20 protein-coding genes are annotated in these 23895 nt (G+C 34.7%); 12 read left to right on the top strand and 8 right to left on the bottom strand.

The annotated features are described in order from the left end of the window. Window positions 1-65: 65 nt before the first annotated feature. The 9 genes from ACQKN3_RS14285 to ACQKN3_RS14325 all read left to right on the top strand — a co-directional run bounded on the left by ACQKN3_RS14285 (window position 66) and on the right by ACQKN3_RS14325 (window position 12033). Complete coding sequence (locus ACQKN3_RS14285; RefSeq protein WP_427712487.1) at window positions 66-941, top strand: phospholipase D-like domain-containing protein; 876 nt, start codon at window positions 66-68, stop codon at window positions 939-941. Between the two features lie 386 nt (window positions 942-1327). Next, complete coding sequence (locus ACQKN3_RS14290) at window positions 1328-1651, top strand: hypothetical protein (RefSeq protein ID WP_427712490.1); 324 nt, start codon at window positions 1328-1330, stop codon at window positions 1649-1651. A 27-nt stretch (window positions 1652-1678) separates the two neighbouring features. Continuing rightward, window positions 1679-2128: a hypothetical protein gene (locus ACQKN3_RS14295; protein WP_427712492.1), complete on the top strand. Its 450-nt coding sequence runs from the start codon at window positions 1679-1681 to the stop codon at window positions 2126-2128. A gap of 89 nt (window positions 2129-2217) precedes the next feature. Then, a complete protein-coding gene (locus ACQKN3_RS14300; protein WP_427712495.1) occupies window positions 2218-2565 on the top strand; it encodes a PrgI family mobile element protein in 348 nt (115 codons plus the stop codon). Then, window positions 2566-3495 carry a hypothetical protein gene (locus tag ACQKN3_RS14305; RefSeq protein ID WP_427712497.1) on the top strand — a complete coding sequence of 310 codons (930 nt, stop codon included), beginning with the start codon at window positions 2566-2568 and terminating at the stop codon, window positions 3493-3495. It abuts the gene before it with no gap. Between the two features lie 40 nt (window positions 3496-3535). After that, window positions 3536-5761: a VirB4 family type IV secretion system protein gene (locus ACQKN3_RS14310; protein ID WP_427712499.1), complete on the top strand. Its 2226-nt coding sequence runs from the start codon at window positions 3536-3538 to the stop codon at window positions 5759-5761. Window positions 5762-5804: 43 nt separating this feature from the next. Then, window positions 5805-9458, top strand: a complete 3654-nt coding sequence (locus tag ACQKN3_RS14315; protein ID WP_427712501.1) for a type IV secretion system protein — start codon at window positions 5805-5807, stop codon at window positions 9456-9458. A gap of 79 nt (window positions 9459-9537) precedes the next feature. Then, on the top strand, window positions 9538-11430 hold the full coding sequence (locus ACQKN3_RS14320; protein ID WP_427712504.1) for an NlpC/P60 family protein: 1893 nt from the start codon (window positions 9538-9540) through the stop codon (window positions 11428-11430). A 60-nt stretch (window positions 11431-11490) separates the two neighbouring features. Beyond that, a complete protein-coding gene (locus ACQKN3_RS14325; RefSeq protein ID WP_427712506.1) occupies window positions 11491-12033 on the top strand; it encodes a hypothetical protein in 543 nt (180 codons plus the stop codon). 196 nt (window positions 12034-12229) lie between these two features. On the opposite strand, the gene ACQKN3_RS14330 is transcribed toward ACQKN3_RS14325, so the two are convergent. The 5 genes from ACQKN3_RS14330 to ACQKN3_RS14350 form a co-directional block, all read right to left on the bottom strand. Then, entirely contained in the window at window positions 12230-12472 is a 243-nt protein-coding gene (locus ACQKN3_RS14330) for a hypothetical protein (RefSeq protein WP_427712508.1), read from the bottom strand. A gap of 314 nt (window positions 12473-12786) precedes the next feature. Continuing rightward, complete coding sequence (locus ACQKN3_RS14335; protein ID WP_427712511.1) at window positions 12787-13587, bottom strand: hypothetical protein; 801 nt, start codon at window positions 13585-13587, stop codon at window positions 12787-12789. A gap of 574 nt (window positions 13588-14161) precedes the next feature. Beyond that, a complete protein-coding gene (locus ACQKN3_RS14340; protein ID WP_427712513.1) occupies window positions 14162-14896 on the bottom strand; it encodes a hypothetical protein in 735 nt (244 codons plus the stop codon). A 149-nt stretch (window positions 14897-15045) separates the two neighbouring features. Beyond that, window positions 15046-15945 carry a hypothetical protein gene (locus ACQKN3_RS14345; protein ID WP_427712516.1) on the bottom strand — a complete coding sequence of 300 codons (900 nt, stop codon included), beginning with the start codon at window positions 15943-15945 and terminating at the stop codon, window positions 15046-15048. Between the two features lie 19 nt (window positions 15946-15964). Beyond that, complete coding sequence (locus ACQKN3_RS14350) at window positions 15965-17242, bottom strand: hypothetical protein (RefSeq protein WP_427712519.1); 1278 nt, start codon at window positions 17240-17242, stop codon at window positions 15965-15967. 391 nt (window positions 17243-17633) lie between these two features. Between ACQKN3_RS14350 and ACQKN3_RS14355 the strand changes: the two genes are divergently transcribed. From ACQKN3_RS14355 to ACQKN3_RS14365, 3 genes are all read left to right on the top strand, one after another. Then, window positions 17634-18320, top strand: a complete 687-nt coding sequence (locus tag ACQKN3_RS14355; RefSeq protein WP_427712522.1) for a hypothetical protein — start codon at window positions 17634-17636, stop codon at window positions 18318-18320. 694 nt (window positions 18321-19014) lie between these two features. Continuing rightward, window positions 19015-21168 carry a hypothetical protein gene (locus ACQKN3_RS14360; protein WP_427712525.1) on the top strand — a complete coding sequence of 718 codons (2154 nt, stop codon included), beginning with the start codon at window positions 19015-19017 and terminating at the stop codon, window positions 21166-21168. 91 nt (window positions 21169-21259) lie between these two features. Beyond that, window positions 21260-21604, top strand: a complete 345-nt coding sequence (locus tag ACQKN3_RS14365; RefSeq protein ID WP_427712528.1) for a hypothetical protein — start codon at window positions 21260-21262, stop codon at window positions 21602-21604. Window positions 21605-21660: 56 nt separating this feature from the next. Here the strand turns inward: ACQKN3_RS14365 and ACQKN3_RS14370 are convergent, their stop codons facing one another. From ACQKN3_RS14370 to ACQKN3_RS14380, 3 genes are all read right to left on the bottom strand, one after another. Beyond that, window positions 21661-22356, bottom strand: coding sequence for a DnaD domain-containing protein (locus ACQKN3_RS14370; protein ID WP_427712530.1), 696 nt, complete (start codon window positions 22354-22356; stop codon window positions 21661-21663). A 124-nt stretch (window positions 22357-22480) separates the two neighbouring features. Then, complete coding sequence (locus tag ACQKN3_RS14375) at window positions 22481-22963, bottom strand: helix-turn-helix transcriptional regulator (protein WP_427712533.1); 483 nt, start codon at window positions 22961-22963, stop codon at window positions 22481-22483. A 751-nt stretch (window positions 22964-23714) separates the two neighbouring features. Continuing rightward, on the bottom strand, window positions 23715-23849 hold the full coding sequence (locus ACQKN3_RS14380) for a hypothetical protein (RefSeq protein ID WP_427712536.1): 135 nt from the start codon (window positions 23847-23849) through the stop codon (window positions 23715-23717). Between the last annotated feature and the right edge of the window lie 46 nt (window positions 23850-23895).

Below are 23895 nucleotides of genomic sequence, written 5' to 3' on the forward strand. Positions count from 1 at the left end.
AACCCTGTTCGCTTATAATCAATATAAGTGAACGGGCTTTTTTATTTAGGGGGAGAATAAAGACTATGAGTAAAATTCATTTCAATAATCATCAGCAAATAATTATTAATGCATTAATGAAATCGGAAAAAAAAGTGTTGATAGCAGTTGCATGGTTAAACTTTGATTTCTATGAGTGTATTTTTAAGAAGTTAGTGGACAATGGTGTAAAAGTAAAAATAATTGTAAATGATGATTTTATTAATAACAGGCATAATAAGTGTATTAATAGGTTAATTCAATCAGGAGTAAAAATTAAAAAAATTCGTATGTTTAATAAGTCGAACTATATGCATCATAAATTTTGTATTATAGATAGAAAAAAAATTCTGATTGGTTCTTTTAATTGGAGTAAGAATGCGAGTAATAATTTTGAAAATCTAATGGAGTTAGAACAACAAAATATTATAATAGATGCTGAAGCAGAATTTAATTATCTTTGGAATATAAGTAAAAAAACAATAAAACTTCAAAAGAAATTAAAATGCGAAAGCTGTTCAGAAATTAAATATAATATAATGATTTTACATGAAAATGAAAATTTTACAGAATATAAAATTGTTTCAATATGTAATTGCGATGATTTTGTAGAATTAAAAAAAGATTACCTAGATGTCAGTCTTTATAATTCTATAATAGGTACGATTGATTTCTATAATGAACAAATTGAACAAATTAAGGAATATCCTGAGCAAATAGAAGTTTTAATTTCAGAGCTTAATTATGATTTGTTGTCTATTTACAGTCAGTTACAGGAAGACTATAACATAAAAGGAATAGGCGTTATTGCATATAATACAATATTCTTCGATGGAGAAGGTGAATGGTATACAAAAATTATCTGGAAGGATCGTTTTGCTGATTTAGAAGAGGAGTACCATGATTCTTTCAATTTAATATGAGAAGTATGGATTTTTCGCTTATTAATTTTTTTTTATACAACTCTGTTATAAGGACTGATAAGTTTGCAAATTATAAAATTGACTTGTTAAGATTGAAAGAGTTTTATATAATGACATATATAAATAAAGCGAACAGGTATGCCCGTGTGTAGCTTTCATATTATAAAGATGGGAATACCCCACTTTGAGTATATAAACAGAACCTATATGTATTTAGGTTTATTTCTGTTTCTCTATGTACTCGAAGTGGGGTATTTTTTTGTACCTATTTTTCAAGCGGAGGTGAAAGATTTGAAAAAAAAAACCCCTTTGTACACGTTTCACCGATAAATGATAGTAAAAATGCAAGTGCATTTTCTAAAAAAATAGGTGTTGTCGGTACATTTATGACCTCCATGTATCTAGTGCTCACTTTTAAAGTAGGTGCGGCGAATGCTGCTGCTAGTAAACTCGAAGAAAACGGCTTCAGTAAGAACAGTTTTATTTCAGCCGAAGTTATGGAAGATCTGACTGGAATAGTCTATCTAATCATGGGGATTGGTTTGTTATGGGCTGTGGCATGGATCGTCATAGGTGGCATGTTACTTTCAAGCTCAGGAAGTAACCCACAAAAAAGGTCCGCTGGATTAGGAGCAATCCTTTTAGCATGTGTTGGTGTTTACATAATTTTTAAAGCATATGCAATAGCCGGCTGGGCTACAAGTTTTTAAACAATAAATAAGGAGTTGTGAGAAGCAATGAATATTGCAGAGTTAAAAGAGAATATCGCTAATGTTATTGATGCAAACTCTTCACAAGCTAAAGAGCCGAAAAAAGGATTCTTTAACTCGATGAAAGGTAAAGTTGCAACAAGTTCAGCACTAATGTCTTCAATTTACTTTGGAGCAATTATGCCAGCGTTTGCCGATGAAGCAGAAGCACTTAAAAATGCGGGTATTACGAAAGGGAATTTAGACGATAGCACAGACGGTCTTATGGGCAGTCTTACTAAAATTGTCTATTTAATCATGGGTATCGGTGCATTATGGGCGGTTGTTTGGATTATTATTGGCGGTATGTTATTAGCTGGCTCAGGTAGTAACCCTCAAAAACGTACTGGTGGCTTAGCAGCTATTGGTGTAGCTTGTATCGGTGTTTATGTAATTTATAAAGCTTACACGATCGCAGGTTGGGCTGTAAACCTATAGGGGGTATAGTACTTTCTATCAGCACTCCATCGTTTAAATGACGGGGAGTGCTTTTATATAACGGACATATTGAAAGGGGTGAATTCACTGTGAGAAGTGCGAATGTTCCTATTGATATGTCTTCCGAGCAGAAAAACTTAATGGGAGTCGTATCAACAAGGCAATTTATTTACTTAATATTAGGCGGTTCAACTATATATGCTTATGTTCCACCACTCGCGAAACTCGTGTTTGCAATTGCCGGTATTATTCCTGCGATTATTGTAAGTATTATAGCTGCATTACCTGTATTGGCTATTGTGATCTTCTTAGGCTTTGCACCCGTCGCAAAATATAATATGAATCGAGATTATTACCTGTTAATAAAATTCCAACGGAAATCGAATTTAGGTATATGGAGAAAAGGACGAGCAGAAGAATTTAAGGAGATTGAATAGATGACAGACGTATTACTGATACTCGGTTTACTCGCTGGCGGTTGGGTGTTTTCAAGGATAGTTTTAAAAGAACCGATCCTTCCCTGGAAAGATAAAAAAGTAAAGAGTAACACTGTAAACAAAAAGGGCACGAAAGCATCCGATGCTAAAAAAATGTCGAAAGCACAAATAGAAAAAGAGGCTTTATTGGAACAAGAATCTACTCCGTTTCAAGAGATGTTTCCAAATGTAATTGGTGTTCAAGACCATATGTTACGTTACTCGGACAATGAGTTTACGATGTTTGCAGAAGTTGAGCCGGTAAACTATTTCCTACGTGATCCAGAAGAGCAAGAGGTAATAGATATTGCATTTGAAACATGGTTAGCTTCTATTAATTATCCAGTTCGTATTTATTTACAAAACCGTTTTGTTGATTTAACTGAACCAATCGAAGAAATTACAAATCAAATTGAAGCTGCAGAAGATTTAAACAGTGCCGCTTATGAATTTGCATTAAATATGATTGAAGACTTAGAACAATGGCAAAAATCGCAACCGCGTTATGAAACTAAACGATACATTTTATTCGACTATAAGGTGGAAGTGAAAGACCTTCGTTTAGATAATGAGGACGATTTAGAGGAACGTATTCTTGAAAAGGCATTTAACGAGCTTACGCGTCGTGTGCAAGCAGCGCGTCAACAATTACGACGTGGTGAAATGGAAGTTAGCTTATTAACAAACGATGGGATTACAGAAGTTATTTATTATGCCTTCAACCGTCGTAAAGCTATTAAAAACCGTTATCGTGATTTGGAGCGCCAAGAAAAATTAGCGATTTACTCAACCGCCGATCAATCTCCCGAACGTATTGTGCGTACAAAAGCTGAGATTGATAAATTTACGCAAACTGAAAAACAAGCAAGTCGTAATAGCGACGAAGCATAAAAATAAGCACAATCCATTATTAGTTCTGAAAGGTGATTAAATGCCGTTTATTAAATCAAAAGGTTCAAATCCTAAGAAAAAAAATAAAAATGGCGCTGCTTTAGAGGAATCTATCAACAATATCAACAATGACGTACCTATTAAAGACGCTTCAATTGAAACAATTAATACTGAAAAGGTTTCAAAAAAGGTGAATGTTAAAGGGAAACGTGGACGTAAGAGAAAAGTTGAATTAGAGGAAGAAGTAGAATCAACGCCATTTATGGATATGAAAGCAGATTTTTGGGACGTTATTGCTCCTGAAGGTGTCGGCATTTTAGATAAAGATGCGGATACAGGTGTCATGAAACAGTCGTTGGGTACACTTACGCATTTCAGACCGTTTTATATCCCGCGTGATGGATGGCCACGAAAATTACGTACTAACTGGCTGTCTAACTTAACAAGTAGTGGCGAATGCGATGTAATGCTGGATATTCAAAAAATCCCAAAATCATCTGCTATTCGTATGTTACAAAAACAAAATACGATTTTGAAATCAAACTTGTATTTCCAAATTAAACGAGGAAATCAAGATCAGATACGCGATTTGCAAACGAAAATTGAGGACAACGAGATTCTAGCAGATGAAACTCAATTTAGTGAAAATGATAGTTACCATGTGGGTGTAGTCGGTATGTTATATGCCGATGAAAAGCGCCAATTAGATAAGTACAGCGAATTTGTTGAGGATAACATGGCGGGCTTATTCTTTAAAATGGTTTCTACATGGGGACGCTTAAAGAAGGGCTTCCGTTCTGCAACACCGCTTTCTAAAAATGAAATTCCAGATTCAATGCGTAATGTTGACCGTCGAGCATTATCAACATTTGCACCGTTTATCAGTGGTAGCGGTAAATTTAATGGCGGTATTCCAATTGGTATTAATCAACGTACAGGACAAAAAGAATTTTACAATGCGTTCGGTACTCCTGAAAATCGTCCAGATAATTATAATATGGCGATTCTGGGTGTTTCGGGTTCGGGTAAGTCGATTGCTATGAAACTATTGTTAGCTCGTGAAACAACAGGAATGAACGTATATTCAAGATTAATAGACGTTGAGGGCGAATTTCTCAAGATAGTTCGACGCTTAGGTGGGATTAACATTTCTCTTTCTGAAGAAAGTAAAATTCGTATCAATCCTTTAGCAATCAACGTTTCAACGATTCCTTATGATGAGGAAGACGAGGAACTAGACGAATTAGAAAACAGTGAGGATCGTGTACTTATAGAGCGTGACGGTCAAATGTACATACAATTTGTGCCGATTCGTGAAAAAATCAACGAGGTAACAGAGTTCTTCGATATAATTTGTCGCGGTAAAAACCAAGAGGGCGAAGGACTTACTGTATTTGAACGTAACTTCCTAGAAGAAGCGTTGAAATACCTTTATACAGAGGACCCGCGCTTTATGTTCGGTACGCATCCATCAACATTATATACGCAAAAGCCATTAGTAAAAGATGGATTAATTAATCAAGTTGATGTTAAAAAACCGGAGCCAACTATTAGCGATGTTTATAACTATTTAAGTGAGCGTTTTAGTGAAGAAGAAAATTGCTTACGTTTGTTAGCAGCTATTCGCCCATTCTTAAAAGATGGTTCAAAACCGATTTTTGACGGACAAACGTATTTCGGGAAAGAGTTAGAAAATGTTGATATACATACAACTCGCTTAGTTAATTTTAACTTAAAAGATATGGAAGAAGGCTTTTTAAGACCTGTAGCATATCACGTTATCCTTAACTACCTATGGGAATACTTCGTAAAAAATTCAGAAAATGAAATAAAAAAGAAAATTGTTTATGCGGATGAATTCTGGACGATGGTCGATAATGATCAAACCGTTTCATTCGCAGAAAAATTAGCTCGACGTGCCAGAAAACGTAACTGCGGTTTCCGAATCGCTTCTCAGGATTTTGTGAGGATTTTACAATCGAAAAAGGCTCGTGGGGTATTACAAAACACTTATACCAACTTATTCTTCCAACAGAATCAGGTGGATTTATCATTAATTGAAGAAAGTTTCAATTTAACGCGTGGTGAGAGGGCTTTACTATTCGAGAATCCCGAAAAAGGTGAGGGCATCTTACGCGTAGGTAAATCATCGGTGCATTTAAGAACCGATCCATCAGAGGAAGAACTAAACTTCATCGAATCAAATGCTGCGGTACTTGCAGAACGACGTAAACAACGCTCGTTCTACCAAAAAGTATATCAGTAGAAATATTGATTCATGACTTTTAAGAAAGGAGGTAGAAGTAACCTTGTTTGATACTATATCAAGTAAAATCGCGGATATTATCGGCGGACTGATACAGAAGATTTTTGACAGTATAATGTGGCCATTTGCAGACGTCTATACAATAGACGAATTAATCTTTGGTGATATTGGTGGGAATGGAGCGAATGTTTACTGGGGGGTTTTTACAGAAACCGAGTTATCCTATGGCTTTCTTCCTTTATATTACACCATACTGACCTTAGCTGCTGTATTCTTTGTAGGCTTCATTGTCGTAGCGGGTATGCGTATTGCAAGTTCATCAAAAAGTGCGAGCAAACGTAATGAAATGATCGAATTTACAAAGGAACTAATTATTGTCGGCCTGGCGTTTATATTCTTACCTACATTTTACACTGTTTTATTCCAAGTAAATGAATCAATCGTTGGGATATTTGATGACAAGTTAAAAGATGGGATATTTGACATCAATAATGCTATATGGAGTTCGGGCGATGATGAAGACGGAGACTTAGCACTTGCAGAAGATGAAACATTTAGTACGGTCAAAGGATTTATAGGAAAAATATTAATAAACTTTGTGATATTTGGACTTGGAATTTGGGCGAATTTCTATTATTTAATGCGACGGGTAACGCTATTAATCTTAATGAGTATTGGTCCACTAATGGTAGTCTTTTGGATGTTCCCACAATGGAAAAGTATCACTATGACGTGGCTCAAAGAATTAACCGGGACTATATTTGTGCAGAGTATACATGCGTTTGTTTTCTGGCTTGTCGCTGTTGTTTCTATAACTGAAAGTAATTCAGGTAGTGGACTAATTGGTGCACTTATCGTGTATATCATTTTCATTCCAATTTCAGAGCAAATTCGTGGTTTGCTAGGAATGGGTGGAAATATGGTTGGCGGTCTTAATAAAGCGGGAGCCATGATGGGTATGGCTGCACTCGGTGGTATGGCTGGAGCCGTAAAAGGAGCTATTGGCGGCGAAGGTGTTATGTCTGCCTTGAAAGGCTTAAAAGATGGTACTAAAAAAATCGGTAAAGATATTAAAGACGGAAAAGGTGTTGGAGAAGCATTAAAAGATGCGGGTGGTCGTGCTGCTGAGTCTGCGTTTGCTTCAGCTAAAAACATGAACATGTTAAAAGCCGGTGAAATTGCTTCGAAAGCCGGTAAAGCTGTTGGTGGTATAGCTGGGTCATTAGCCGGTTCTCCAATGGGTCCGATTGCTGCGATTGCTGGTGCTGAAATAGGTTCTAAGGGTACCGGAGCTGTAAGTGGTTTAGCTGGACGAGTTGGTTATGCTGGGGGTTCAAAAGTTGCCTCACGTTTCAAAGGAGCAAAAGAGGGCTTGGATGCTCTAAATGATGCTCGAACTAATGGTGATGCGAATGTCGCGAATGCGATAGCCGATCAAGAGGCTGCCTCATGGGGTAACCAACATAAAGAAGCAACGATGAAACAATTGCGTGAAAGTTTCCCTACTGCTTCACAACAAGAGTTAGATCAAAAATACAGTAATATCGTTGCTCAAAAAGCTCAACAATTTAAAGCGAATGCCGGTAATACGATGGCACAAGCGAAAATGATTGCTGGCAACATGAGTAATGCTCAGAATGCTACACAAACTGCGGCATCTGCAATGGCTGACCAATGGAGTGCGGATAATAAAGACGCATTTATGTCAGATTGGAAAGCTAACAACCCACGTGATGCTAAGGAAAGTATGGGTAGCTATAACAAACGTGCTCAAAAAGCATTTGGAGATAAGAAAGCATCTATGCAAGAATCATTTGCAAAAGATGGTGAATTATTCGCTCGTGACAACGGAATCAATGGTGAAGTTGATAAGGAACGACTTGCTACCTTTATGGGGGCAGCGGCTTCAAAATATGCGGGTGCGGGTAATACAAGCAACTTAACAAGTGCTGCAAGTAATGCGATGGCACACGTTTCAGGTGCCAAAATGTTTGACGGTGCGGGTAAACCGAACATGCCATTAATTGCGAACAGTATTGCAGCTGCGAAAACGGAGCAAGACAAAAATGCTCATATTCAAAGTGCAATGGCTGGCGGAGCAACAATGGAACAAGCACAAGCATCATGGAAACAAGTTGAAGCTTCTACAATGGCTAAAAACTTACAACCATTTGCTACAAAAGGCTTTGAAAATAGCCTTGTTGGAAAAAGTGTTGATACGTCTGGAGGTAGATTACAGGCTACAGCACAAAACTTCGGAAACATGGTTAAAGGTGCTTACGCACAAGATATGCAAGCACTTAAAAATGGTACAGCTGTTCTTTCAAGTGCGCTAGGTGCAGGTAAAGAAGCATTTACAACAGGTATGGCTACGAACGGTAATATGATGAATACATTCGGAAATGCCGTATCAAGTGCAAGTCAAGCAGCAAGCCAACAAATTGTCGCTAACTATGGTGGCGATGCAGTAAAAGCACAGCAAGCTATTACTCAATCAGCAGGATTTGCGGGCGGTGTATTGCTAGGTCGTAGAGGTATGGAAATGGCTCAAGGCGGTGCATTAGGTGTTATGACTAGAACAGGGTTAGGTAACGCTGTTCAAGCACAAGTTTCATCAGCATCAGAAATTATTCAAATGGCCCATAAAGTACAAGATGAAAACGGCAATATGCAAGTTGCTCCAGGTGCAATTAAACAAGTAACAACTCGTGACGGTAGTTATGTACAAGTTCGTACAGCATCGGGCGAAACAAGAACTGTATCACGTATAGGTGCCGGTTCTGAATCACTTAAAAAAGGTGAAGTAATTTATCAAGATATGACTTCAAGCGATGGTTCAACAATGGAGATCGCTAAGGTAGGTAATACTGGAGTTTCTACTTATAAAATGGATTCGGGCGGTGCTCGTATTCCAGTACAGCACGATGTACAAAATCCAATGGCATTAATTGGTGGAGCAACCTCTTCACCTGTTCATGGTCATGTTTCACGTCCTGTTGCCCCTCCACTTCAACAACGAGTGGACGCTGGCACATATCACACTGAGGACTTAGCTAGCGCGGTTCAAAGTGGGCAATTATCAAACGTTCAAGTAGTAATTGATAAAGGACAACAATATTTAACTGCCGATAGTGGCGGTCAAACATACCGCGTATCTCCTGTTACAAAAGGTGATGCACGTATGTCAAATAACCAAAGTATTTCAATTCCTGTTGAAGTAAATTCAGCAGGTCAAATAGCAGTACCACAATCAAATGTAGAAATTGGTCCATCGGGTGCTCCAATTGGTGCTAAAGGGGTTGTTTCGACTTTACGCCAATCTGTAGCAAATGTAACGGAAACACAAACTGTAAGTTCTCCGAATGGCCAAAATATTGTTCGACAAGTCAACCAAGCTAAAGTAAATGTACTTGAAGTGGAAGACGCAAACGGTCAAACAACAAATGCAGTACCAAACGTTGTAACGCAAACTGTGAAACAAGTAATTGCTTCACAACAACCTCAAATGAAAGGGAATGTAAATATCCCTAACAGTGTAGGTCAAGCAAGCGTTCAACAAGGCACGGAAGATTATGTTTTAGGTCAAGTAGATTTCAGTCATTTAATGAAATCTCGTACTTATGAACATGCACAACGAAATGTAAATCGTCGTAGACAATTAGATGAAGTACGAAGCCCACAGGGACAAGCATTCTGATTAAATTTTGAGGACTCTTATTTAATATAGGAGTCCTCAAATTATATGTATTTTTTTAAGTTGGTGGTGAAATAGATAAGTGGAAGAAGAAAAACAAAGTAATATATTAGTAGATAAAGCAAAAGAGGCCGCCAAAAAGAAGGGGAAAAAGGTTGCAAGGAAAGCCGTAAAAAAGGCTGCGAAAGTTGCTGCTAAAGCCGTAGCAAACGCGGCAATTGCAGTAGTAAAGTCAATCGTGTCATTTTTACTAACTATACTAAGCCCTTATCTGTTAATTATTTTCGCTATAGTTTTTGCGGTAATTATCATTTATATTGCTACTACTTTATTCTTCAGTGAGGGCGACGATGAAACGCTTGGTGATGAAAGGGCAATTGAATTACGAAATTACATCATAGAGCAATCTGAAGCTACTGTTGATCCAAGTAAACCCGAACAAGCAGAATATGCAGTACCTCCGGAGTTAGCATACGCTATTCTTCAAATTTATGAATCAATGGGGGTATCGGAAAGAGAATCAAAAAAAGCCGCCAAAACGGTAATTACGAAATTGGCACCTAAGTTTGAGTATGACAAATACACCGAAAAAACGGAATCGTATTCGGTAACTTGTGATAGAGATGGCTGTCATACATCAAGTACGAGAACTGATAAAAATGAAGTAACTTATTTAGCAAAAGTTGAAGCATGGAATGGTACAACGACTACCGATCCGGGTGAAGGTACATGGAGTGATTGGTCAAGTTCAAGTTCTTCTCATAGTGTTACATATACAGAAGATGGGGAAGAAAAAACAGATACCGTCACTACAACCACGTATACAAGGGATTTTACGTTTGAATTGGCGAGTAACTATGTAGAAGACTATTCAGCTTTAGTAGCCATTTTAACAAGTAAACCATTCGAATTTGAGCATGACGATATATTAATGGTTGAAGCGCTATTTAATTTAGCAGGCGGTTATATGAACTATTCAGGGTCATACGGTGGCGGTTCAGATTACTCCGATTTGTATGCTGGTTATGATATTTCTGTAATTCCTGGTAGTAATGTACCGGCTCAATATGTACCAATATATATTGCAGCTCAAAAAAAATATGGAGCTCCATGGTACTACATAGCGGCAGTGCATTGGATCGAAACGACCTTCTCGACGAACGTAAATGTATCGTGGGCCGGGGCAGTTGGACATACACAGTTCATGCCTTGCACATGGCAGGGCTGGGCAAATCCTACATGTAAAGGGACAAATGGTAGGGGAAATATCAGTAAAGCTGACCTAGTAAACCCGTCCTTAATCAAAAAATATGGTGGCTACGGTGTAGATGCAAATGGTGATGGTAAAGCCGATCCTATGGACATTGAAGATGCCATTTTCACAACCGCAAAATTATTAGTTTCGGGTGGCATAAAATCAGATCCTCAGAAGGCTATTTTTAATTATAACCACGATAGTGGATATGTAAGTAAAGTAATGAATAAAGCCAATGAAATCAAAAATGCTGCCACTGTTACCGAAACGGGAGAAATTGTCGTTAAGGGTAGAGTGGATGAAAAGAATATGATTCATGCGGATTGGAATGAGTTTTATAGATTAATGACTTCTGTAAAAGGTGCACCGTATAAACTTGGCGGTATTACACCTAGCGGCATGGATTGTACTGGATTTATGATTTGGGGCTTCGGTAAGCTCGGATTCCAATTTGGGGAACGTGTATCTTATAATCAGTGGGATTGGTTGAAGAAAAAAGGCTATCAAGTACCCGCTTCACAACGGAAACCTGGGGACATTGTTTACTTTGACCTAATGAGCTATAACGGAAGTAAAGTTGACCATGCTGGCTTATACATAGGGAATGGTAAGGTGCTTCACACTTATAAAGTTGGAATTGGTGTTGTTATTGAGGATTTAGACAAAGGCTGGAGTAATAAGGGCGTAGTTGGATATGCTCGTCCAGTAATTTTTGAATAAAATTTGTTGTTAGTTTCAATTCTGCTAATAGCAATTTTATTCGAAAGGAGAAAATAATTTATGAAAAGATGGCTAGTGTATGTTGGTGCAATTGCAACAGTTGCAATTCTCTATTTTGCAATATCAAATTATCTAAAGTATGAGGCAACAAATGAAAAGTATGAAAAATTATCGGCAGACTATGCGGAGCTTCAAGCCAATCAAGTTGTAAATATGGAATATATAGATAGCCGGCAAGAATTTAAAGTAATTGATAATTTCTTAAAAGCCTTTTATTCAAAGGAAGATTACCTCAACCAAAAAGAGTATTTGGCTGAATTAAAGAAATACGCTGAAGAAGGTGTATATGGTAGGTTACTTGGTCCGGGATATGATCAAGAAGTTACAAATGAAAATACAAATGGTCAATTCACAATTTTAAATGATAGTGATATTTATATGAATGAAAACGGTCGCTTTTTAGTTCGAGCAAACATTAGTTATGAACTAGGTGGGGAAGTCGTGGCTGGACCAACCGAAATCGTCTACAGTTTTACTTTCAATGAAAATAATACGAAATTAAAAGACGTTGTAATAATTGCAGCAGCAGAAGAAACGGAATAGAGCTTTTTATTAAATTGCGATTATAAGTATTTTACAAACACTGATAAACAAAGAAACCAACTGATTTGAAAAAATTTGTTCAAATAGTTGGTTCCTGATATTATTAAATATGTACTTTGTCACTTTGGCAAGAACCACGTAACTTACATCATGTTTGTTGCGTGGCTATTTTTATATACGCTTCTTTAAGAATATATTAGTCATCCTGTTTTGATTTCCACTCTAAAAATTCAGCAGCATCTTTTACATCTACCTCGCCATCATAATTGAAGTCTCCACTTTTTACGGGTTTAGACGGTATGTCTCCTATAGCATCAAAACATGATTTCAATAAAAATACACTTAGAATTAATACTAAAACAACTATTAGACATCCTTTCAAGCACCCTTCATAACCATCATTATTAGGAGTATTAGTTTTATTATTCTTATTCTCCAAATCTACCACCTCACATGTACCTGTACATATTACCAATAAAAGTGCGATTTTCCAATAATGTATATTTATGATTAGATTCAAGTGTTACCAAATTAATTATAGAAGACCAAATGCTCACATATTTAGGGGTTGAGGTTGGAGATGGTGACGTGGGTCCTAATCAATTAAAGATTAAACTTCTTTCCACAGCGAGTAATATTTAAATTATAAGAAAAAGGAAAGCCCTTTACTTTAGGCTTTCCATTTTTAATTCATATAAAATAGGGGAGAATTCACCGCTAGAACCGCGCCCTTTAAATGAGTATATAACCCTACTATTCATCCCTTTTATTTATACGATTAATAGCTATAATGTTCTCAGGAGGAATAGAAACATCTTCTTTTAAGAAAATCATATTTTTATCATATGGATAATGAGTGTTTTTATGTAATAAATATTCGATTGCTTTACAAACAAAAAATTCTTGTTTCTCATGTATTGGTATATTTCCATAACCATATGAGGTCGAATCAATTGAATCAATTTCTACTTTAAAAGATAGTAATGATGGTTTAGCTTGTTCCTTCCATTGAAACTCCATTCTATCGCTATTTAGTATTTCTCTACCAATATGAGAAATCAATTCAGGACAATACCATATATGTTCTACATTTCTATCAGTAAGTGCTGTTTCTCCTAATAAAAAACCATTTATACATTGATCTTTATTCAAACGATGGTCTGTATAATCGGTACCAATGACTTTATTATCTTTATACATTTTTACTTGGCCATTTGGATTTTTATTAAAGGTGATACCAAATGAATGAAAAAAATTAGAGAAACTATTCTCAGTAATTAATAGTTTACCCAAGCTCATTATTCCATTTTCTCTATAACTTTCTTCATCCAATATAGCAGCAACATGATGTACAGCAATACTTTCAAAATTGAAACGTTCTATTTTAAAGTAGTCTTTAATTTCTTTTACGCTTAAACCACTGTAGACCCAATATCCCTCATGCTTAACTTTATACCTTATTGAATCAACAAATTTTATAATTTGTTGCCTATTTGTATTTAAGATTGGCTCAAGAGATTTTATTGTTTGTTCGTAATTAAAACAATTAAGCAATTTACTTCCTCCTCAACTTTCAAACTAAGTATCTACCATCAATCTAAAAAATTCTATTCCTGAAGATTGTTTAGGAGCTTTTTATCTCCTAGTAGATAGACATTATTATTAGATATAGATGTGCAGCAATAAACAAAATTAATGAAATTATTCCTATCCACTTTATCAATTTAATTTTATTACTGGAATACATAAGGAATGAGATATATACCACTAATGCCAGCAATGAGATGGGTAAATGATAAAACCAGATACCACCAAACAGTAGTAATTTTGTCAATGGAATACTTAGAAGTAAAGTTAATAGACTCCCAATACATAACTAAGCGTTCTTGAGAACTTCTTATAACTTATTTTATATAAAATAAAGCCACCAATAGAACTGACGATTACTGTTAGCATAAACATATACATAATAGTTAAATAGATCATTAACAAGTCCCCCTTACAAATTTATATTACCATAATTGTACGATATTACCTTGAACCTTTAAGGACGTATTTGTTCTCAGAAATCTGTACAAAAAACGCTATTGGCTCTTTAAAACCAATAACGTCCTTTAAAATGTAGCTATTAATTTATGGCATCTTCGAGCAATTGAGTTGTTAATGCTTCAAGTATAAAAGATTCAAGCAATGTCTTTTCATATGTAGAGTAATCTAATTCAAGCAGCAAGCTGACATTACTATCACAATCAAACTGTTTTACGACTTTAAAACTTTTAACTGGAATGAGTGATGTTTCAGGAGTTCGCTCTTCTGTTTTCATGTGACCATACAAGAAAGATCCATCCAGATTAATCAAGCCATTTTGACAACCTGCAGCTGCGGTTGAATTAACACGTAAGGTATATAAGAATGACTTACTGGCTTTAATCGTAATAAAACCTTTCGAACATGCGTCGATTACTTCTACTCGCTCTTTTCGGCTAGTTAAAGCATTTTGTATATCAAGGAAGAGGTTCGGTATATGCACACGCGTACCTTTTCTGCGATTAAATTTAACCACATCACGATTTTTCGGTCGTTCTATACGTAAAGCATTTTGGCCATCATGGTCAACTACATCAAATGTTTTAGCGATAAATGAGTTGGCGATCTTGCTTGCAGATTCAAACTTTATTAAAAGCGATGAAAAATCCGCTTCATTAAATGTTACAGGCATTTGTGATTGAAAACGGGTAGGCATTTCAATAATTAAATGCGTTTCTGTAACGTCTAGTACCTTGCTAAGTGCAAGGGCAACGACATTATTCTCAGCATCCAATGCATCAACATGGAGCTGCGTATATTTAGTAAAAATGCTCATGTGTTCCCCCTAAAGTTGCAAAAAAATAAGTAGTTCTACGTTAATAATAACCGTTATTAAATGATTTCACAAAAAAACATTGTATAATTCCCTTGTCTAATCAAAAAAAATGCCATAAAGCGATATTATTATCGCTTTATAGCAAATTATTACATATCACCTACAATTTCTTTCATTTTTTCGAATGTAGGGTTATCTGATTTAAGGTAAGCGACTACAGCATTAACAATGGAGTTGCCCCAAATTGTAGAATAGGTTGATTTGATTGGTAAGTTATTTTCGTGAGCGTAATCTCGCCACGCTCGAACACTTAATTTAAAATGTTCCCGATGTTCCCATGCTACTTCCAGTAAATATTGTGATGTATACTTTTTTCGGTAGGATGTGTATTTGTATAATTCATCCGGTGTGAAAATATTCATACTGATTTGTCGAGAAGGTAAACCCAAATCCGGAGCCAACTTGTTCCAGTTCGAACTTGTTAAATTACTGCCGCTTTCTTTCAATATTTTTAATAAAGCCTCTTTGTCGTATGTAGTAGCTGAACGACCAATACTATTTGTCTCTTCAACACCGAAATACTCACGAGCTGCGTTCCATGAGCCAAAATGCTTTGCTAATCGGGTAACACTAGGAAGGAGCACACCATCCTTTTCGTGTATATATTTAATCTTCTCTTTATATTCTTCTGCATTGTTGTTCTCTAAAAGGTATTTGTAAGGAGTTAAAATGTTTATAGCTGACTGTTTGTGCAATTCTTTATTTAAAGCTTTTGTAACATCGTAGTAATCAGATAATTTGTGTTGAAATTTATACTCCATAAAGTTGTTCTCTGAAATTTTACAGATGTCTTGCCAATTATCTGTACCGAAAATTTCCATAAGTTCAGAAGAAGTAGGATATATGGGCGTTTTAATTTTCCCGCGGTGCATATCCCAATGGGTAGCAGATTTCATACGGATATTTTTATAAAAACGTGCTAAGACCAATTCCAACTGTCTCAATGTATAGGATTCAGCACCTACTGTAATAACGAAATTTGATTCCATGATTATCATTTCCTCCTGGTTAATTTGATTCCATGTTGTGTAGAACTTCTTTAGCCCACAAATGACCGTTACGAGATTTAGAGCCTAATTCAGTAATTACGCTGTCTTTATATGTTTCTGCCAATAATTGAACGTTAGGAACGTCTTGTAGTGCTTTATAATAGCTATTTACACAAGAGTTATCCATGAACTTACTCATTTCCATTGGATACGCTAAAGGGATAAGATAAGCATATGTATGAGCTTTATTTACAAGCGAACGTACACCTACTTTTTGAATAGCGATTTCATACATTTTTTTAGCATCAGAACCGCTAATTTTTGCAATTTTACTTAAACTATCTAAACAAGCAACCTGTGCGAAAGAGTCCATCGGCAATCCACAAATAATCTTTTTGTCTACATAGTCATATTGAATTTTCACTGCTGTTGCCGGCACATGAAATTTCGGTTTTGGAGCATGCGGATTTAGTTTGTGTGCCAATTGAGCAGTTGATAACTCTTCATAGTTAAAAGGTGTAGCTTCGGGACGTTTATCTAAAATTGTTTCCGATGCAAATACAGGGACAGGGTTAGGGAATAACATTACCCATTGCTCGTACATTGCATGGTAGCCAACTAAGAATTCATCGTTTCGCTCTAAAGAAGGAACGGCTTTGTTAAGAATCTTTGTTGCTTCTTCTAATGAAACCTCTTCATAACGTAAAGCGTTACCTTGTTGAGCTGAATATAATTTAAAATAATCATCTTTATTAACTTCTGCATTTTTTGTAATGAAAGAAGCCTTTTTACCTTCACCGTAATACACTTCTTTTAATTGCTCGTTACCATGAACATATGCCTGAAAGGAGTTTTCTTTTTTCATAACTCCGATTAGACGTAAGAATTTAGTAATGAGTGATGCAATTAGTACGAAAGGTAAGAACACCATACCGATGATAAAGCGAACCGCTTTTGGTGAATTTTCATTTGTTAAACCTAAAATAGAAAAGAATACTAATACAATAGCCATTGGTAAAGCTGTAAGAATACCGATACATAAACAAATGAATACAAAGAAAGCTAAGATGTTAATGGCGCTTTGGATATGTATGCCTCCACGTTCAGGTACAATTAAACCGCCGATCTCTAACATATCAATAATTTTAAAAGTTTCTAACAAAGGATAAAAGATACTATCCCAACCTAATGCTATTCCAATAACTGATAGTAGGGCGAAGAAGCCTGCTGCGCCCGCTTCACGCTGTAAATCATACTGGTGTTTTACGCCGTACCACCATAACATTTCTGTAAACATGTTAATTCCCACTCTCTAATTTTTTATATATTTTAAATCGTTAAGTTTTTACGTTTAATGTTAATGGTAAAATTATATCATTGTAAATTATATTAGTCAAATTTTAATTTATGCTTAGTGTATAAGAACCGCTAACAAATGAAAAAACTCCTACACTTCAGAGAACTTCAGTGTAAGAGCTTCTTCAATAGAATTTGCCATAGATTTTAGGGAAAATCTACATGGAACTGCCATAAGCGATTGCCTAATCTCGCTCAATAGCGTTTCATTACCAATACAAATCTCATTATAAGTGAGAATTTTAAAAAACTCTCGTACTTTTTTAATATTTTTGGTATTTTTTTTAAAACAAAGGTTTTTGTATAACTTTATTTGTAAGAACATCACTTGAATGGTACGTTTAGTTGATTATATTAATAAAAAGGGGAGCCAACACGCTATGTTTCGTAATTATGATGCTCTTGATTCATTAAAAGTTCAAATTGAAAAATCTAATGAGAAATCACCGAAATATAAATTAAAAGATATTCAAAAAGAAACTTGGGATAAGGAACCGGCTATTGAAAGCATGATCCTTTTAGTGGACGAACACAATCATCGTTACGGTATGTCAAAGTTTGTTGCGGCAGCGGTGGCTCTTATCTTGTATATGGCTATATTTAATGCATTGCGGTTTGAATCAGGGACCATGAGCCTTATTATTAGCGGAATCGTTGTTGTGGTTGCAGCTGTATTCGGTACAATTGCTACAATTCACATTCTAAAAATGAACTATATAAAAAAGAACATATATAATCGTGCTCCAGGTCAAATAATGGTACGTGGTCTATCCGCGCCAAAAAAGCTGATAGTAGCATTAAGCTTTATCTTGATTGCGAGTATTGGGATTGTTTATGGGCTATTCTTTACTAGCGTAAAACTATTACCTGAAATATTTATGATTGTCTTCTATTGGTATATAGCAACAGGCTTTAAGTCTGCCAGCCAATATAAATTTGTACTTGAAAGCGCTCCATATGTATTAAAAGAAATTGAAAGTAGAGAAGAACAGACTACGGCCAACCTGAAAAGTAAATAAAACCAATTCTGAGACTGCCATTATGTAAAAGCATAGTGCGCGGTCTTTTTTTATAGCCAAAGTGACAAAGGATGAATCACGAAAGTTCTAGCTTTATTTTTATAAGAGAATAAAATTAAAGGAAGTATTATCAAGATTAAATTTGCTTTACTTGTACAAAGCAACACCTATTTAATATTAGAATTATAGTCAATATTGACTTAGCAGTATTAAGCAAAGTGACTTTTGGTACTCAAAACTGTACATGCACAAATAAATTGTCTTCCAAGCTTTTAAGTATCTAATCAAAGCAAATGCTTTTGTGAAGTGATAATAAAGTCGTTTAAAAAATAATAAAGTTGTTTAAAAACGATGAAGCGAAACAGCATTCTATCGGTTTCAAACAACTTTATTTGGAAAGTATAATGCTGTTCTATTTTCCAAATTATTTCGGTTCTATCTTTTTTATAAGGGTATTTGGTTATAATTGTATAAGATTATAGCCGAAGGGAATAATGAAAATGATTAATGGAATAGTTGTTATTTTAATAGGAATACTTGGATCGATGTCATTAGCTATGGCTTTAGCGATGATTATTCTGGCAGCACGTTTTAAGAAGCCTTTTAAAAAGGAGAAAGTTTTATTTACATCAATTTTTCTATTTTGTCTTGTCCTGTTATTAGTGCTTATTTAAAAAGGGAGAGGATTTGATTTATGCCCACGTTAACAAACAAAATGAATTATGAAGAATTATTTAAAGATATATTTGATCTTATTTTATCTAAAAAGAATTTACACAGTGTACCTGTCATAGCTGCACAAACTATTGATTTGAAAAGTAGTTTGTTTATTTATTATAATCCGGGTTTAAATTTAGCGGCCGGGCAATACTTAATAATGCTTGAGGAAGCTCGATATAAGACTAATTTGTTAGATATTTATATAGATAAATATAAAGAGTGGATAGGGCAAAGTGAGGCAGACGTATTGTACATGAGTAATGAATTAATAAATTCAAGAACTCATTTAAAGGAAAGTTATAAATTACGTATGCTGAATACGGCTTATATTAATAAGCTGCAAGCGGAAGGCATTGTTACAGATAATTTTAAAGATGCTAAAAATCGACTAAATGTTGTATTGCATTTAGAAGAACTATATTATGAGATTCTAAAAAATTCTAAATATAAATCCACAATAAAATACATAGAGCAACTTCCAAAATTAACTGTGGAAACATTTAATCAATATACTCAATACATTTTAAAATCAGATACAAACTTTATGGTTTCTAAAGTGGAGGAATATAATCTATTTATTTATAACCTATTATTTACGTTCATAGGACAACAAAAAGCCAATAAAGTGGTGGAAGAATGCCACGAATTAGTTTGTAAAACCGAATTTTTTCACAAAGACATAGACTCTGCTGTAGAACATTTTAAACGGGACGTGGATGTAATCTTATCGTTGAAATCGCTAGGAGAACTAATTGATTTCCATATGATTTCAAGAAATGTCCATGCAAGTTTTAAAGAACTAGTCACTTCAAAAGAGGCTTTGTATGAAGCGATTAAAGAAAAAGACAGAAATAACAAAAGTAGAATTACTAAAAGTAGAAGTATCAAAAATACACTTAATTATAAACACGATACAGTTAGTAAACGCACCATCTTTTTGCTCGAATCACTTATCAATGGAATTTACCTTACTGGTGATGAAATAAATAAATTAAGTTCCTCTAGTAAATACAAACAATGGTTAAAAAAATCGGGATTTATTAACGGTGAAATAAATGCATTAGTTTTACTTGAAAAGCTGAATAGCTTTATGGAACCTTATTTCAAAAGCTATCTTAATCTTGAATCGGAAGCGCCAATTGTCGATATGGGATATGTGAATAGTCAGTTGATGTTAAGTTATTTCGATATGGATCTAATTTATACACTGAATGATTTAACACTAACTATTGAAGATTTAGAAGCCTTTACAGATATTTTCACATTAAACCATGACTTTGAATCTTCATGGTTTAGAGTAAACCTATCGTTAGTAGATAAAGAAGTAACAACCATCGAATTGGATATAAAAGATGCCTTTGAATTTGACGAGTGGGAAGAGTATGAATTAGATAAAATTGAAATTGTTAAGGCATTGATTCAGTTCTGCCTGTATAAACATATGAACCAGTTGGCTGAAGGTCAATTTCAATATGTGGCTCGTTCTATCATGTCCAAAACTTCTTCAGTGGATAATACATCATGTGAGGAAGTTCAAAAGTTAAATGAAGTAAATGAAAGACAAAAAAATGAAATAAATGATTTAAAACAACAATTACGTCAGGCCCAGTTATCACTTCATAACCAAAACTTAGCTCATACCAATGAAATACAGTCCTATAAAGAACAAGTGCGTGAAATGAAAGAGCAGTTTGAAATGGATAAAGAACTGGATATGGCTGAACTAGAACTTGAAGGCATTAAGATTCGTGAATTAACCGACCAAATAGAGGAGGAGATTTCGGATGTTCATGACGATAAAGATTATATAGAATTGATTAAAGAATTAAATGTCGCGGTCATTGGCGGTCATAATAACCTACATACTAATCTTCGTAATTCTTTTTCGAATAAAAATTTAATCTTAATTGCACCGCGCAACTATACAACACCAATTAAAGTAATTAATAAAGCTGACGTTATCGTTTTTATAGATTCTCATAATAATCATGGTCAGTTTAGGCGAGTAGTTGCCCATCTAAGAAAATCAGATTCAAAATATAAAATGTTCTACTCAAATACGCAGCCACAACCGAAAGTATTAGCGAAAGCAGTTTACGAGCATTTTGTATCTACCATTAATGCGTAGCATACAGAGGGGACATTCCAATGACCTTCTGTACGTTTTTAGAAAGTGAGTGTTAAGTATCATTAATCTTGTACCAACTAGAATAGACAACGTGTATAAAGGTATTTTCACTGGGACAAGTTTATCTTTTAAAGTAACTGGCAGTGTTCAATACATTGACGAACTAATTGAATTTCTTGATAGTTCAAATTTAATTTTAGGATATGAGGACAGTATATTTAAAAAAGCGAAAGCATTAGTATATACAAATCGTACTATATGGAATAGTCAAGATAATAAGCGACAATATGCCAATGAAATAAAACTGTCTGCCTTGCTGACAGGTGCTCAAATTCATTTTGAAGATCGCCAAGAATACGAGCGATATGTTCCGGTTATAAAAAAGGCGATTGAACGCTATTTAAAAAACAATGAAGTATTAAGCGTTTCATGCTAATACTATGAAAAAACAAGCAGCTACCTAATTAAAAATGGTTGTTGCTTGTTTTAATTTTAATCAGATAGCCAATTATAGAATTCAGGTTTTTGATAAGAAAGAGGGCGTTTATATTCGCCGGAACGCTTGTTTAAATATTCTCTGAACCGAACGAGCTGATATTCAGTTGGATCACTTTTATAAGGGTTTGCGGCCTCCCATGCAAAGAGTACACGTTCCATATAATAAATGTTCGTTTTATTAGCCATTACAGCTTCATACAGTACAAATTGTATTAATAAAGGGGAGTGCATTTCTTTGTAAAGCCATCTGTTGATCGCATCTAAATCTGTTTTTGTAAGAGGACGATTAAATGCTTTACGGATTTTTCGCTTTAATTGTGCTTCCGTTGGCAAAGGTAAATGTTTTATTATCTCGATTTCTTCAGCAAACTGTAGTATACGTTGCCAAAGCAGCTCTATATCAAGTGAAAGGGTAGTTTGTGTTTTATGCGGTACCTCCAATAGCTCGATATAGTTGCGCTCCGCAAGTGTATGTACCGTTTCTAATAAATTATCCAGTTCGTAGCCTGTTCTCGTAGCTATTTCTACTAAAGATACATCGCCCTGTAATTTCCCGTTAAGTAATGGAATCACGTGCAGTAGACAAATCGCTTGTCCATCAGTAATACCTATTTGCTTATAGTATTTAAAGAACATGGAAGGGATAATGACGTATGATTGTTCAGTCCATAACTTAAATTTATTATTCAAGATAAATGCAATTCCTTTAAAGTATTTGATTTATTTGTAATTACTATAATAGGAAAAACCCGCTCATTCCATCAAATGCGCCCCTGCGAGACATGAAAAGGATAAGTGGGTTTTTATAAGTCTATTAATTAAGCTTTTGATTATAGCGTGTTAAAGTTTTTATACGATGTGGGTTTACTTCAGTGAGCGGTAGAAATATATTGGCACCAAAAGTATGTTTATTTAAAACGATTATTTCCTCTAAAGTAAATGCTTTATTGGGATATTGTTTGCATGTTTTTAAAATCGTTTTCTTTAAACTTTCAACATTTTTAAAGTAATAGTTTGTCGGATTTAAGGGTTTAAAGCGTTTATGTAATATTGCCTCAAGCCATTCATCGTCTAAAAACTGTGATAAGGATTCAGAAGGACAAAACAAATAATAAGCCGTTAATGCTTGGTCAATGGTTGGTAGCGTCTTACAAAGCTCTGTAGTACTTATGATAGGTTGATTAATGTTGAGTATCCTTGCAATCTGAGCCTGGGATAAATTATATTCTTTACGTAATTTACGTAGTTTTAAGCACATGGTATTGTTTTGTATTTTAGCTTCATTAATAGCGTTCATGTAAACCTTCCTTAAACCGATTAGATGTATGTTTTTAGTTATATCAGAATAGCAATACCATATCAAATGGTAATTTATTACATTTTACGAATATAAGCTGACCTTTATCTTATTAAAGTAAAAGTACGCTAAAAAACTTAAAAATTGCATGCCTAATTTTATTTTATAGAATGAATATCTTAATACTAGTTAGATCGATTTTATATAAGAAGAAAGGTAGGTTTTGAAAAGTGATGGCAATATTAAATATAGCTTATTACAGTTTTTTTATAATAGTAATTATCATGACTTTAATTGCTAAATATAAGTATGTAAAACAAGCAGATACGAAAACAAATAAAAGGCAAGTCAATAAATTTTACAATTCTACTATAATATTAAGTGGTACTTTTATATTGCTTTACACCGTAATTTTATAATACATATCTAAAAGCATCCTGGTAATAGTTTTAACTAATACTTGGATGCTTTAATGTTGTTTAAAGACAAAGAGCCCTTTTGAGACCTTGGATATTTACATAAAGCGTCATTTAAGCGGTGAACTCGATGAAAAAGGCTTAATTACGCGTATTACAGACGATATTCCTTATACTTGCAACAGCTGAACAAAGAAGGCTTTGTGCCAGCTCCTACAAATCGCGAGGTAAATTATTTTGTCGGAAGTTCAATATTACATACGATGCTTTTTAATTATATTTGTGTTTCACTGACAGTATATATTCGTTGAAACCATCTAAAAACATACTTGAAATTATGCATCTGGAAGGGAAGTAATAGTTATGGCAGTAAATACTTCACCGATTTTAAAAAGAGCAGCCATTACCCAAGTTTGCATTTGATAAGTCAATAGATGCTGATCGCTTTTTAAATGAATTAAACGAAGCATATACCAATTCATTAATAAAAATAGTGGCATGTGGTATGAGTTAAAC

It is taken from the genome of Solibacillus sp. NPDC093137 (assembly GCF_050280445.1).
GTDB classification, from domain to species: Bacteria; Bacillota; Bacilli; order Bacillales_A; family Planococcaceae; genus Solibacillus; species Solibacillus isronensis_B.

Coding starts and splice junctions, on each gene's coding strand:
- ACQKN3_RS14295 (WP_427712492.1), top strand. CDS start 1,679: ATGAATATTGCAGAGTTAAAAGAGAATATCGCTAATGTTATTGATGCA.
- ACQKN3_RS14360 (WP_427712525.1), top strand. CDS start 19,015: ATGCCCACGTTAACAAACAAAATGAATTATGAAGAATTATTTAAAGAT.
- ACQKN3_RS14305 (WP_427712497.1), top strand. CDS start 2,566: ATGACAGACGTATTACTGATACTCGGTTTACTCGCTGGCGGTTGGGTG.
- ACQKN3_RS14350 (WP_427712519.1), bottom strand. CDS start 17,242: ATGTTTACAGAAATGTTATGGTGGTACGGCGTAAAACACCAGTATGAT.
- ACQKN3_RS14345 (WP_427712516.1), bottom strand. CDS start 15,945: ATGGAATCAAATTTCGTTATTACAGTAGGTGCTGAATCCTATACATTG.
- ACQKN3_RS14325 (WP_427712506.1), top strand. CDS start 11,491: ATGAAAAGATGGCTAGTGTATGTTGGTGCAATTGCAACAGTTGCAATT.
- ACQKN3_RS14290 (WP_427712490.1), top strand. CDS start 1,328: ATGACCTCCATGTATCTAGTGCTCACTTTTAAAGTAGGTGCGGCGAAT.
- ACQKN3_RS14310 (WP_427712499.1), top strand. CDS start 3,536: ATGCCGTTTATTAAATCAAAAGGTTCAAATCCTAAGAAAAAAAATAAA.
- ACQKN3_RS14375 (WP_427712533.1), bottom strand. CDS start 22,963: ATGAACGCTATTAATGAAGCTAAAATACAAAACAATACCATGTGCTTA.
- ACQKN3_RS14380 (WP_427712536.1), bottom strand. CDS start 23,849: ATGCTTCGTTTAATTCATTTAAAAAGCGATCAGCATCTATTGACTTAT.
- ACQKN3_RS14340 (WP_427712513.1), bottom strand. CDS start 14,896: ATGAGCATTTTTACTAAATATACGCAGCTCCATGTTGATGCATTGGAT.
- ACQKN3_RS14355 (WP_427712522.1), top strand. CDS start 17,634: ATGGTACGTTTAGTTGATTATATTAATAAAAAGGGGAGCCAACACGCT.
- ACQKN3_RS14285 (WP_427712487.1), top strand. CDS start 66: ATGAGTAAAATTCATTTCAATAATCATCAGCAAATAATTATTAATGCA.